The sequence below is a fragment of the Janthinobacterium kumbetense genome (genome assembly GCF_023703445.1).
Lineage (GTDB): Bacteria > Pseudomonadota > Gammaproteobacteria > Burkholderiales > Burkholderiaceae_D > Janthinobacterium > Janthinobacterium kumbetense.
Window position 1 is genome coordinate 325,904 of sequence record NZ_JAMQGR010000001.1, and the last position, 14,193, is coordinate 340,096.

Below are 14,193 nucleotides of genomic sequence, written 5' to 3' on the forward strand. Positions count from 1 at the left end.
TCCTTACAGCTTGAACACGCCCACCACCTGGTTCAGTTCCTGCGCCTGCTCCTGCAAGGCATCGGCCGCTGCGGCCGCTTCTTCCACCAGGGCCGCGTTCTGCTGGGTCACCTGGTCCATCTGGGCGATGGCCTGGTTGACTTGCTCGATGCCGCTGCGCTGCTCTTCGCTCGCCTGGGCGATTTCGGCCATGATGGTGCTCACTTGCTGCACGCTGGCCACCACCGTGTCCATGGTGGCGCTGGCCTGGCTCACTTGCGCATGGCCCAGGTCCACCGTGCTGGCGGACGCCTGGATCAAATCCTTGATGTCTTTCGCCGCTGCCGTCGAGCGCTGCGCCAGGGTGCGCACTTCCGTGGCGACGACGGCAAAGCCGCGTCCCTGTTCACCGGCGCGTGCCGCTTCCACGGCCGCGTTCAAGGCCAGGATATTCGTCTGGAATGCGATGCCGTCGATGACGCCGATGATGTCGGCGATCTTGCCCGAGGAGCTGCGGATGGCGTCCATGGTGCTGGCCACCTGCGCCACGGCCGCGCCGCCTTCCGCTGCCAGGCTGGACGAGTCATGCGCCAGCCGGCTTGCCTGTTGCGCGTGATCAACGTTCTGGCGCACGGTGGAGCTCAGTTCTTCCATCGAGGCGGCCGTTTCTTCCAGCGAGCTGGCTTGCTGTTCCGTGCGGCTCGACAAATCCAGGTTGCCGCTGGCGATCTCACCGGACGCCGTGGCGATCTGCCCGGCGCTGCCGCGTACATTGCTGACCACTTGCGACAGGTTGTCGCTGATGCGGTTCATGGCCAGCAGCAGGCGGCCGATTTCGTCCAGGCTGCTGGTATCGAGGTGCACCGTCAGGTCGCCGGCGGCGATTTGCGCGGCGGCCGTTTCGGCGGCGGCCAGCGGGCGCGACACGAGGGTGCGCACCAGCCAGTACAGCAGCAGGGCGAAGACGAGCAGGGCGATGAAGCCGGAAATGGCCAGCTGGTTGCGCATCTGGCGCGCTTCCAGGGTGATCTCATCCGTGAACGTGCCGCCCGCGATGATCCATTGCCAATCCTTGAATTGACGGTAAAACAGCTGCTTTTCGCGCGCGCTGGCACTCGTTTCGCCCGGCGCCGTCCACGTGTAGCGCATGGCGCCATCCTTTTGCGCCAGCATTTCCTGGATGAACAATCGGCCGTCGCTGGCCTTGAACTCGAGCGCGCTCTTGCCTTCGCTGTTCGGGTGCAGCACCAGGTGGCCGTAATTGGCGCCGGGCGCCGTGTCGACGATATAGATGTAACCCGTCTGGCCGATCTTGACCTGGCGAATCTTTTCTTTCAGCATGGCCAGATTCTTGCTGATATCGAGGCCGATGAACAGCACGCCCACCACCTTGCCGCCCGCATCGCGCACGGGGTCATATTGCGTGATGTATTGCTTGCCAAACAGGGTTGCCATGCCAACGAAGCGCTGGCCGGCGCGCAGCGGCGCATAGCTGGGGTGGTTGTGGTCGAGCTGGGTGCCGACGGCCCGTTCGCCATCCTGTTTTTTCAGCGAAGTGCTGATGCGCACGAATTCATCGCCGTTGGCGGCAAAAATGGTGGCGATCACGCCCGTCTGGGCCGTGTAGCGGTCGACCAGGGACGTGTCGAGGTTGAGCACCCTGTTGCCGTTGGCCAGGGCCGGCGTGGCCTTGCCGGCCACGGCCACCATGGCGCCCGTATCGACCGAGAACGGGCCGGGAAATTCGGCCGCGAACAGGCGGGCAAAGCTGGCCGCCTCGTTGACCATGGCGGTATGAAATACTTCCGTGGTCGTCATGACGCTATTGAGTTCGCTGGTGACGGCCGCTTCGGCGCGCTGTTCCAGGGCATTGGAGGTGCGGATACTGATCAGGGTCGTCAGGCTGGCGAGGATCAGGCTGACCAGCGCAAACGTGAAGACGGTAATCTTGCCGCCGACACTCCAGTGGCGGGGGGAGAAGGAAATTGTAGGCATAGTGTGAGTCTGGCAAAGGGTAATCAGCTCGGCCATTCCTGGTCATGACATGACACGCGGGGAGGGGATCTGGTGGGGAATGCGCTTGAAACGGAGGCGCGCAGGCTGTCGGGCCGCGCACAGGCAAGCTGAATTTCAGGGCGCGATGATAGCATGTTGCTTGTGTTTTGTTACTAAGTGTTTCCCGCAGGAATCATTTCTTTTGCGTAAAAACATCACCTGCATCAAGGATTGCAAAGACTGACTATTGACTTTTTTGATTTCAATAATGAATGTTTCTGTTCGTCACTGGCGGATGATGTGATTTTTGTCACGAATGTTTCACTTTGTAATGAATGACACGCTGCCTTTAATCCGCGTTTAAGCTTCCAGGAAGAAACTGATATTCCATGGGAGACTGCCAGGCCGTATCCTGTAGAATAATATGCAGACCAGTCGTGTATTCCCCTTACTGTCTTGCTGGCTGGCGCATGCCTATCTGCGCCGCCTGGAATTGATTCAACTAATTTTCGGAGAAGCCGATGAAGAAGCAAATGATGCTGGTCACCCTGGTGCTTGCCCTGTCAGCCCACGCTGGCGCAGCCCAGACGGACAAGAGCGCCGCTCCTCCGCTACCCATGAAGCCGCTGGCCCAGCAAACGCAGGCCGCCTTGTGGGCATCGCGCGTATTGACACGCGTCCATTACAAGGCCATGCCGCTCGACGACGCCATGTCGGAGAAAATCTTCGATCGCTACTTCAAGTCCCTGGACGCGGAAAAACTGTTTTTCGTGCAAGCCGACGTCGACCGTTTCGCGCCGCTGCGCACCAAGCTCGATGACGCCATCATCAATGAAGACTTGACGGCGCCGTTTGCCATCTACAACCTGTACCAGCAGCGTTTCGACGAGCGCATGGCGTATGCGCGTGAATTGCTGAAAACCAAGTTCGACTTCACGGCCGACGAGAGTTACCAGCTCGACCGCGAAAAGGCTGCTTGGCCGAAGAATGACGAGGAAGTGCGCGACCTGTGGCGCAAGCGCGTCAAGAACGACTGGCTGCGCCTGAAACTGGCGGGCAAGGAAGACAAGGCCATCCGCGAGACCCTGGACAAGCGCTATGAAAGCTACACGACCCGTTCGCGCAAGCTCAACAGCGAAGACGTGTTCCAGATTTTCATGAATTCGTACGCCATGTCGATCGAGCCGCATACCAATTACCTGGGCCCGCGCGCGTCGGACAACTTCGACATCGCCATGCGGCTGTCGCTCGAAGGCATCGGCGCCGTGCTGCAGACGCGCGACGAATACACGGTGGTGCGCGAAGTCGTGCCGGGCAGCCCGGCCGGCCTGTCGGGCAAGCTGAAAGTGGGCGACCGCATCGTCGGCGTGGGGCAGGGCGAAAGCGGCCCCATCACCGAAGTGCTGGGCATGCGCATCGACGACGTGGTGCAGCTGATCCGTGGCGCCAAGGATTCCGTGGTGCGCCTCGACATCCTGCCGGCCGACGCCGGCCCGGACGCCAAGCACGTGGTCTTGCCGCTGGTGCGCAAGAAAATCAGCATGGAAGAGCAGGCGGCGAAGAAATCGATCATCGAAGTGCGCGACAACGGCGTCAAGCGCCGCATCGGCGTCATTTCCCTGCCGACGTTCTACCAGGACTTCGAAGCGCGCCGCCGCGGCGACAAGGACTTCAAAAGCGCCACGCGCGACGTCAGCCGCTTGCTGGCCGAGTTGAAGAAAGACAAGGTCGACAACGTCCTGATCGACTTGCGCAACAACGGCGGCGGTTCGCTGAACGAAGCCGTCGAACTGACGGGCCTGTTCATCGACAAGGGCCCTGTCGTGATGCAGCGCAATGCCGAAGGCAAGGTCGAAGTGGAAAGCGATACGAATGCGGGCCTGGCCTGGGATGGCCCGATGGGCGTGCTGATCAACCGCGGCTCGGCTTCCGCTTCCGAGATTTTCGCCGCCGCCGTGCAGGACTATGGCCGTGGCGTCATCATCGGCGAAGGCAGCTTCGGCAAGGGCACGGTGCAGACCTTGTTCAACCTTGACCGTTTCGGCGGCAGCGAGAAAGCCCGTTTCGGCGAACTGAAAATGACCATCGCCCAGTTCTTCCGCATTAATGGCGGCACCACGCAGTTGCGCGGCGTCACGCCAGACATCAAGCTGCCAGCCATGTCGGACGCGGAAAACTTTGGCGAGTCGAGCTATGACAATGCCCTGCCATGGGTCGCGATTAAGCCGGCGCCCTACATACCGACGGGCGACCTGAAGGAGATCGTGCCGCTGCTGGACAAGAAACATGATGCGCGCGTGGCCAAGGACAAGGATTTCCAGTACTTGCTCGATGACATAGCCCTCGTCGTCAAGCAGCGCAAGGAAAACCAGATTTCGCTCAATGAAACCGTGCGCCGCAAGGAGCGCGATGCCCAGGAAGCGCGCGCCAAGGCCCGTGAAAAACGCCTGATCGCGCAGATTTCGAACCCTGCCGACGACCTGGTGGTGATTCCGGATCCGAAAGACGTGCTGAAGGGGGCGAAAGCGGCCAACAAGACGGCCAAGCAGATTGCCGCCGTGAAGGGCGCCTTGCGCACGGACGACGGCTTGCAGGGTGACGAACGGGCGCTGAGTGCCGAACTGGACGCTGAAACGGCCGCGAAGAGCGCCAAGGACGTGCTGCTGAACGAAGCAGCGCGCATCCTGGCCGACGAAGTGGCGCTGATCAAGGCCGATAGCCGCATGGCGTCGAAGGTCTTGCCATATGGCGCGGACAGCAAGGCGACGCCGGTGACGGCAGCGAAATAAGGCTTGTGGTCGCGTAAGAAGCCGGTTCCTTGCGGAGCCGGCTTTTTTTTTGCGCCATCAGTTATCTGTCTGGCGTATTTCTATCATTCCAACAATCAATTGGATTGATATGCCGCGACGCAGCATAATGCACCCGTCTCCTCTATTCTCCTCCAAGAAAATAGATTCAGCCCGCTCCCGCAGCGGGCTTTTTTTTGTCTTGCTTTTTGCGTGGTGCCCGCCGCGTTTCCTCAAGTCTGTCCTCCGCATGCCGCTGCAAGCGTTCAATCCCGACTGAATTTGTCGGGAATCGCTCAGATTTGCTCCGTTATACATTTTCCATTCTTGTTATATTCCCACAAAGAAATTTTCTTTGGCTTTCTGTAATGGCAGCGCGGTCTAGCGCGGCAGCAAAGCGCGTTATCCGCCACGCAGTGCGCTGTCCCATGGCTGCCTGCGCCTGATGCATAGCGCCCGATGCCGGCACCGCATGCTTTTTCCTTCTTTATTCATTCCGTCATGCCGCCAGCGGCGACCGAGAGGCTTATCTTGCGTTGTAAACTTCTTCCCCTGACCCTGCTGCCCTTGCTGGCGCTGATACAGACCGCCTGGGCCGTCGATCCCCCTGGTGCCGGCAGCCAGCTGCAGCAGATTCCCGTGGCGCCCTCGCTGCCGAAAGCGCCGCCCGCCATCCGCGTGCAGCAGGGCAATGTACCCGCCACCACGGTGGGCGACACGACGCGCATCGCCGTCCAGCGCCTGCAGATCGCGGTGCCGCCAGTCTTCACCGAGAGCGAACTGGTGGCCGCCTCGGGATTTACTCCGGGCAGCGAGCTGACCCTGGGCGAGCTGCGCGCCATGGCGTCCAACATTGCCAGCTATTACCAGAACCGCGGCTATTTCCTCGCGCAAGCCTATCTGCCCGCGCAAGATATCAAGGATGGCGTCGTCACGATCAGCGTGTTGCCAGGCCAGTATGGCCAGGTGCAACTGCGCAACCAGAGCAATCTGTCCGACGGCCTGGCCGGCACCGTGCTGGCGGGCCTGGACGGGCAGGCGATCGCCACGGCGCCGCTGGAGCGCCGCTTGCTGCTGCTGTCGGATTTGCCGGGCGTGCAGGTCAGCTCGACGCTGGCGCCGGGCGCCTCGCTGGGGGCGTCCGACCTGATCGTCGACGTGCAGCCGGGCTCGCGCTTCAACGGCAGCATCGACCTGGATAACCAGGGCAACCGCTACACGGGCCGCAACCGCATCGGCGCCACCCTGAATATCAATGAACTGGCCGGCATCGGCGACGTGGCCACCGTGCGCGCGTTCACCTCGGCCGACGGCCTGAACTATGGCCGCCTGGCCTACCAGGGGCAGGCGGGCTTGCTGCGCCTGGGCGGCGCCTACACCTATATGGACTACAAGCTGGGCAAGGAATTTGCCGTGCTCGACGCCAAGGGCACGGCGAAGATCGCCAGCGCCTATGGCAGTTATCCGCTGATCCGCTCGCGCAGCAACAACCTGTACGCACAGGTCAGCTATGACGACAAGACCTTCCAGGACCGCACGGAGTCGACGGGCAGCGTCAACGACAAGAAGGCCAGGGTGTGGATGCTGAATCTGAATGGCGACAGCAAGGATGGCTGGGGCGGTGGCGGCGCCAGCACCTATTCGTTGACATTTACCACGGGCAAGATCGATATCGGGACGCCGGCAACCTTGGCGCTCGACCGCGCGACGGTGAACAGCAACGGCCACTTCAACAAGCTGGCCTTTAATGGCGCGCGCGTGCAAAGCCTGGGCGGCGAGACGAGCTTGTTCGGCACCGTCAGCGGCCAGGCGGCGTCGAAAAACCTCGATGTGTCCGAAAAGATGGGCATCGGCGGCGTGGGCGGCGTGCGCGCCTATCCGGGCGGCGAAGCGTATGGCGACCAGGGCTATGTGCTGAATGTGGAGCTGCGCCAGAACGTGACGGCGTTCACGGCCTTTCCCGGCCAGCTGCAAGTGCTGGCGTTTGCCGACACGGGCACCGTCAAGCTGAACCGCGATGCCTGGAGCGCCGGCGAGAACCGCCGCACCCTGAGCGGCGCGGGCGTGGGCGTGACGTGGACGGGCGCCAACGCGCTCGTGCTGAAGGCGTATTACGCGCACAAGCTGGGCAATGCCAAGGCGACTTCCGCCCCCGATGCGGCAGGACGCTTCTGGCTGCAAGCCGTCAAGTACTTCTAAATTAATACAAGCTAATACAAGCTAAAACATCAGGACACTGCCATGAACCGCATCTACCGCTCCATCTGGAACCAGGCCACCGGCGCCTACGCCGCCGTTTCCGAAAACGTCAAATCCGCCGGCAAGCGTTCGATGCCGGGTAGCAGCGGGGGCGGCGCGCATTTCGCCCTGACCGGCATGGCGGCGGCGCTGATGCTCGGCTATGGCTCCCTGGCCCTGGCGGGGCCGGCGGGCGGCACGGTGGTGGCGGGCCAGGCGACGATCAACGGCGCGCCGGGCAATACCGTGATCCAGCAGGGCAGCCAGCATGCCGTCATCAACTGGGCCAGTTTCAATATCGGCAAGGGCGAATCGGTGCAGTTCCAGCAGCCCAACAGCAATGCGGTGGCCCTGAACCGCGTGCTGGGCAGCGACGGCACGACCATCCTGGGCAACCTGTCGGCCAACGGCAAGGTGTTCATCGTCAATCCGAACGGCGTGCTGTTCGGCCACGGCGCGTCCGTGAACACGGCCGGCCTGGTGGCTTCCACGCTGGATATCAGCAATGCCGACTTCATGGCGGGCAAGTACCAGTTTTCCGGCAATGGCAGCGGTAAAGTCTTGAACCAGGGTAACATCAGCGCGCCGGGCGGCTATGTGGCCTTGCTGGGCGCGAACGTATCGAACGAAGGCACGATCCAGGCGCGCCTGGGCTCGGTGGCCCTGGCGGCGGGCAGGGCCATCACGCTGGACGTGGCGGGTGATGGCTTGCTGAACGTGGCGGTGGACCGGGGCGCCGTGGGCGCTCTCGTGAATAACGGCGGCTTGATCCAGGCCGATGGCGGCAGCGTCGTCCTGACGGCGCAGGCGGCGGGCGACTTGCTGAAAACCGTCGTCAACAACACGGGCGTGATCGAGGCGCACAGCATCGACACGCACGGCGGCACGATCAAGTTGCTGGGCGACATGCAAAGCGGCACGGTGAACGCGGCCGGCACCCTGGACGCCAGCGCGCCTGCGGGCGGCAATGGCGGCTTCATCGACACCTCGGCCGCGCACGTGAAGATCGACGACGCGCTGAAGGTGAGCACGGCCGCGATGAAGGGCACGACGGGCATGTGGCTGATCGATCCGACCGATTTCACGATCGCGGCATCGGGCGGCAACCAGACCGGCGCGTTTTACAGCAATGCGCTCAAGTCCAGCAATGTCACCATTGCAACGGTCGCCAGCGGCGGCGCCGCAGGCGATATCCATGTCAACGACACGATCAGCTGGTCGGCCAACAAGCTGACTTTGACGGCGCACAATAATATCAATATCAATGCGCCGCTGCGCGGTGCCGGCACGGCCAGCCTGGCGCTCGAGTATGGCCAGCGCGGCGTCGCCGCCGGCAACCTGTCCACCTACAACGTGAAGGCGGAAGTGGACTTGCCATCGGGTAATAACTTCAGCACCAGGCAGGGCACGGATGGCGCAGTCATCAGCTATACGGTGATCAACAGCGTAGGTGCGGCTGGCAGCCTGAGCGCAGCCGATTTGCAGGGCATGAATGCCAACCTGGGAGGCAACTATGCGCTGGGCCGCCATATCGACGCCAGTGCCACGCTCGACTGGGACGGCGGCAAGGGCTTCGTGCCCATCGGCAACACAGGGACGCCATTCCTGGGCAGGGTTGATGGCCTGGGCCATGACATCACGGGATTGTCCCTCACCCGGCTGACGGACTATGCCGATGTCGGCATGTTCGGCGCCATCGGCGCGTCGGGCGTGGTGCGCAACCTCAATCTCGTCAACACCCGGATACAGGCGCCGGAAGGCAAGTACGGGCAGATCCGGATGGGCATGCTGGCGGCAAGAAACGCGGGCTTGATCGATAACGTCAGTGCGTACGGCGAACTGAAGCTGACGGGGTATATTTACGCGGGCGGCCTGGTGGGCGTGAATGGCGGCGTGATCAACAACAGCCGCAGCAGCGGCAGTATCGAACACACTCCCAATTACGGTGGCGGAGCTGCCGGGCTGGTTGCTGAAAATGAACGTGGCGGCAGCGTCAGCAACAGTAGCAGCAGCATGAAGGTGACCGTAGTCAAGGGCACGGCCGGGGGGCTGGTGCTTGAAAACGCTGGCGCCATCGCGAAGAGCTTTGCCACGGGCGACATCGCGGGCGATGTCTTTACGGGCGGCCTGGCGGCATTCACCTCAGGCAATATCAGCGACAGCTATGCGACGGGCAGCGTGACGGGCAGTTCCATCGCCGGCGGATTGGCTGGCCGGCTGGGCGGGACGATCAGCAACAGCTATGCGACCGGCAATGTCTACTCTTCCGGCGATGTGCAGTCCGAGCAGGGTTTTGGCGGCCTCGTCGGTGACGTTTATGCGGGCAGGATCAGCAACAGCTATGCCACTGGCAGCGTCAATGCGGGCAACTATGCGGGCGGCATCGTCGGCCGGAACAGGGGGAGTGTGGACAATGTCTATTCCTTCGGCGCGGTCAATGCGCAGCACGATAACCGGGGCGGCATCGTTGGCTACAATGATTTTGGTGGCAACGTGAGCAATGCCTATTACAACAGCAGCGCCAACCACGGCCTGACGGGCCTGGGCCAAGGCAATGGCAGAACGAGCAATATCGTCGGCTTGACGGACCTTGCGATGGGTGACCCTGCAAGTTATCCAACATTCAATTTCACGACGACGGCTGGCGCCACGGGCAACAATTGGGTGACGGTGGGATCGAACGGCGGCATGAACGGCAAGGGCGGCACGTTGCCGATGTTCAGCGGCGAATACTCGACCACCATCAATTCCGCGCACCAGCTGCAGTTGATGGCGATGGACAAGACGGCAGCCTATACCCTGGGCAGCAGCTTCAGCGCGGGGGCGACGGCCGGCGGCGATATCTGGCTCGGCAAAGGTTTCGTGCCTGTCGGTGACGCCGCGTCGCCGTTCACGGGCAGCCTCAATGGCGCCGGCCACATCATTACCGACTTGCGCATCTTCCGGCAGGGGAGCGCTGCAATCGGCCTGATCGGCAGTCTCGGCAAAAATGGCAGTATCTCGGACCTGGGCTTGAGCGACGCCCGGATCACCGGCGGCAGCGATGTGGGCGCGCTCGCCGGCGCGAACGCGGGCAAAATCAGCGGCAGTTTCGTTACCGGCAATGTCACGGGCGATGCGCAGGTCGGCGCCCTCGTGGGCAGCAATACGGGCGAAATTGTCGACAGTTACGCGCTGGGCAGCGCGACGGGCGGCGTGAATGTGGGCGGCCTGGCTGGCGACAGCCGCGGCGGCAGCATCCGTAACAGCTATGCGGCCGTTGCCGTCAGCGGCGCAGCGGGGCTGGGCGGGCTGGCAGGCGGCGCCTCCGCCGCCGATGCCACGGGCAGTTACTGGGATACGCAGATCAGCGGGCAGGCGGGCAGCCAGGGCGGCACGGGCTTGAGTTCGGCCGATTTGAAAAAACTGGCCAACTATAACGGCAGCAACGGCGCGGGCAGCCCGGCGTGGGACTTGAACAATACCTGGGTGATTTACGAAGGACAGAGCACGCCCTTGCTGCGTTCCTTCCTGACGCCCCTGGTGGTGACGGTGTCGCATAGCAGCAAGGTCTATGATGGCCTCGCCAGCGATCCGGTCACCGTAAGCTATTCCAGGGTGGTCGATCTTTCCCTGCTGCAAGGCTCGTTGACATATGACAATGCGTCCGGCAGCCCGGTCAATGCCGGCAATTATGTGGTGCGGGCCAGCGGCGTGTATTCCACGGCCCAGAATGGCTACCTGATTAGCTATGTCGATGGCGGCGTGACGATTACGCCGCGCCAGATCAGCCTGAATGGCGTTTCGGCGGGCAACAAGGTGTATGACGGCAACACCTCTGCCGTGCTGGCTGGCGGCAGCCTCAATGGCGTGCTGGGCGATGACGTGGCCAAGCTGAGCTTTTTGCTGTCCGGCTCGTATGCCAGCAAGAATGTCGGCAACAATCTCGCCATTACGGCCAGCGCCACGCTGGGCGGCAGTGCGGCCGGCAACTACACGCTGGCGCCAATCGGCGACTTCAGCGGCGCGATCACCAAGGCCACCATCAGCAGCGTGACGGGCATCAAGGCCGATGACAAGGTGTATGACGGCGGCCTGGGGGCCAGCCTGAGCGGCGCTTCCGCGGTCTTGCACGGCATGGTGAGCGGCGACAGTCTTGCCGTGGTCACTGCCAGAGGCAATTTCGCGGACAAGAATGCGGGCAGCGGCAAAACGGTGTATGTCAGCGATATCGTGCTGGCTGGCGCCGACAGCGGCAACTATATCCTGGCCGCCACGGACGCCGTCATCACGGGCACCATCCGGCCCAAGGCGCTGACGCTCGGCGGCGTCGCCGCGCAAGATAAAGTCTACGATGGCAATGCCGACGCGCGCGTGACGGGCGGCACATTGAGCGGTTTCGTCGGCTCGGAAAACGTGATCTTGTCTGGCCTGAGCGGCTATTTTTCGGACAAGAACGCCGGCAACGGCAAGGCCGTGACGGTGGGCGCCGTGCTGGCCAGCGATACGGGGCTGGCCAGCAACTACACGGTGGCCAACCCGGACGGCTTGACGGCCAGCATCACGCCCAAGGCCCTGACGGTGACGGGCGCGGTGGCGGGCGACAAGGTCTATGACGGCACGCGCCTGGCCAGCGTCAGCGGCGGGGTTCTGTCCGGCCTGGTCGAAGGCGAACGCCTGGACATCGCCGGGATGGCGGCCAGCTTCGGCGACCAGAACGCGGGCAAGGCCAAGGCGGTGACGGTGACGGGCACGACCCTGGCCGACACGGCCAGCGGCTTGGCCAGCAACTACACGGTGGCCAACCCGGACGGCTTGACGGCCAGCATCACGCCGAAGGCCCTGACGGTGACGGGCGCGGTGGCACTCGACAAGGTCTACGATGGCACGCGCCTGGCCAGCATCAGCGGCGGCGTACTGTCCGGCCTGGTTGAAGGCGAGCGCCTGGACATCGCCGGGATGACGGCCAGCTTCGGCGATAAGAACGCGGGCAAGGCCAAGGCGGTGACGGTGACGGGCACGGCCCTGGTCGACACGGCCAGCGGCTTGGCCGGCAATTACACGGTGACCGATCCGAACGGCCTGACGGCCAGCATCACGCCCAAGGCCCTGACGGTGACGGGCGCGGTGGCGCTCGACAAGGTCTACGACGGCACGCGCCTGGCCAGCGTCAGCGGCGGCGTACTGTCCGGCCTGGTCGAAGGCGAACGCCTGGGCGTGACCGGGATGACGGCCAGCTTCGGTGACAAGAACGCGGGCAAGGCCAAGGCGGTGACGGTGACGGGCACGACCCTGGCCGACACGGCCAGCGGTTCAGCCAGCAACTACACGGTGGCGAACCCGGGCGGCTTGACGGCCAGCATCACGCCGGCGGCGCTGACGGTGGGTATCACGGGTATCAACAAGGTTTACGATGCGGGCGTCGCTGCCAGCGTGAACTGGCGCGACGACCGTCTTGCCGGCGACCAGCTGAGCATCAGCAGCAATGCTGCCCAGTTTGCCGACAAGAATGCGGGACAGGGCAAGACGGTGCGCGTGGATGGCATACGCTTGAGCGGGCTGGACGCCGGCAATTATGTGGTCAACACGGCGGCGGCGGCGCGGGCCGATATTACGCAGGCGAAATTGAACGTGACGGTGAACAATGCCGAGAAAGACCAGGGGCGCCCTAATCCCGTCTTTGACGTCGGCTATGCGGGCTTGCTGGGGGGCGACAGCGTGGCATCGGAACTGCGTGGCGAATTGCTGTTCAGTACGGAGGCTGGCGCGGGTTCGCCGGCCGGCAACTACAAGGTTGCTGCCGCAGGGCAGACGTCGAACAACTATGCGATCGGCTATGTGGCCGGCAGCTTGAAGGTGAAGCCGGCCGAAGCCTTGCGCAATGCGCTGACGGCAGCGGCCGCTTCCGTCGCCGCCGTGCCGTTGGCGGGCAATATGGTGGTTGCGGAGCATGCCCATGGCGGCAAAGCGGCAGCCGGCCCTGCCGCGCCTGTCGTGGCCAACGTGGCCGGCCAGGCATCCCGCCAGGTGCTGCCGGGCTTGCAATTGAGCGTGCTCGACGGCGGTATCCTGTTGCCGGCCGGCATGACCAGCGGCCCGGCCATGCCGTAACAGCCAGGGTCGGGCAAGGGCGGCGCATGCGTGCCGCCGTGCCTGTCCCGGCTAGCCGGCCCGTGCGGCAGCCGCCCTGCCAGGAGGCTGCAGATCCGTATTGGCTTCGAACAGGGCCGTGATCCAGCCCGCAAACGCCTGCAGCTTGGGCGTGGCCAGCCGGCCTTGCGGCGTCAGCAGGGACATGGGCATGGGCGTCGGCGGGTGATCCGCCAGCACGGCCACCAGGGCGCCGCTGTCGAGGTGCGCGCGCACCTGGTACACGGCCGCCTGCGCCAGTCCCAGTCCTTGCAGCGCGCAAGCGACGCTGGCGTCGGCGTCGTTGACGGCGATGGGGCCGGCCATCGGCACGCGCACCACCTCCTTGCCCTGCAGGAAATCCCAGTCGAAGGCGCGTCCCGTGCGGCCCGAGTAATGCATGATGCCCCGGTGCGCGGCCAGGTTGGTCAGGGTGTGCGGCGTGCCGTGCCGCGCCAGGTAGGCGGGTGAGGCGCACGTGACGAAGCGCATCAGGCCGACCTGTTTGCCGATGAAGGCGGAATCCTGCAAGGTGCCCACGCGCAAGGCGCAATCGATGCCTTCCTGCGTCAGGTCGACCAGGCGGTCAGTCAAGCTCAGCTGCAGTTGAACGTCCGGCCAGGCGGCGTGGAATTGCGCGATATGGGGCATGACGAGGCGCCGGCCCACCGTGTTGGGCAGGTTGATGCGCAGCAAGCCACGGGGTTTTTTCGCGTCCGGACCGCGGAACGCCAGTTCCGCCGTGTCGACGGCTTTCAAAATATCGAGGCAATGGCGGAAATACTCGGCCCCTTCCGGCGTCAGGGAGAGGCGGCGCGTGGTGCGCTGCAGCAGTTGCGTGCCCAGGTAGGCTTCCAGCTTTTGCAGGGTGGCCGTCAGCGCGGCGCGCGGCAAATTCAAGGTTTCGGCCGCCTTGGAAAAACTGTTGGCTTCGACGATGCGCACGAAGGTCTGCATGGCCTTGATCTTGTCCATGGGATAGCCTGTCCTTGTATTGTTCATCTTATGTGAAAAGTGTAGGGCGATTATGCCCTAATTATCTTTGCCCCGGTTTTGCCTAGAATGGCCACATCCCTACCGAACCGAG

General features: G+C 63.5%; 5 protein-coding genes. 3 read left to right on the plus strand and 2 right to left on the minus strand.

Annotated features, from left to right (window positions below):
• Positions 1 to 3: 3 nt before the first annotated feature.
• Complete coding sequence (locus tag NCG91_RS01425; RefSeq protein WP_251348263.1) at positions 4 to 1,974, minus strand: methyl-accepting chemotaxis protein; 1,971 nt, start codon at positions 1,972 to 1,974, stop codon at positions 4 to 6.
• Positions 1,975 to 2,495: 521 nt separating this feature from the next.
• On the opposite strand from NCG91_RS01425, the gene NCG91_RS01430 reads away from it, so the two are divergent.
• The 3 genes from NCG91_RS01430 to NCG91_RS01440 all read left to right on the plus strand — a co-directional run bounded on the left by NCG91_RS01430 (position 2,496) and on the right by NCG91_RS01440 (position 13,088).
• The gene (locus NCG91_RS01430) at positions 2,496 to 4,763 is read left to right on the plus strand and encodes a carboxy terminal-processing peptidase (protein WP_099667474.1); all 2,268 of its coding nucleotides are present in this window, start codon (positions 2,496 to 2,498) and stop codon (positions 4,761 to 4,763) included.
• A 528-nt stretch (positions 4,764 to 5,291) separates the two neighbouring features.
• Positions 5,292 to 6,959: a ShlB/FhaC/HecB family hemolysin secretion/activation protein gene (locus tag NCG91_RS01435; protein WP_251348264.1), complete on the plus strand. Its 1,668-nt coding sequence runs from the start codon at positions 5,292 to 5,294 to the stop codon at positions 6,957 to 6,959.
• A gap of 42 nt (positions 6,960 to 7,001) precedes the next feature.
• Positions 7,002 to 13,088: a YDG domain-containing protein gene (locus NCG91_RS01440; protein ID WP_251348265.1), complete on the plus strand. Its 6,087-nt coding sequence runs from the start codon at positions 7,002 to 7,004 to the stop codon at positions 13,086 to 13,088.
• 51 nt (positions 13,089 to 13,139) lie between these two features.
• Here the strand turns inward: NCG91_RS01440 and NCG91_RS01445 are convergent, their stop codons facing one another.
• Complete coding sequence (locus NCG91_RS01445) at positions 13,140 to 14,081, minus strand: LysR family transcriptional regulator (protein ID WP_251348266.1); 942 nt, start codon at positions 14,079 to 14,081, stop codon at positions 13,140 to 13,142.
• Between the last annotated feature and the right edge of the window lie 112 nt (positions 14,082 to 14,193).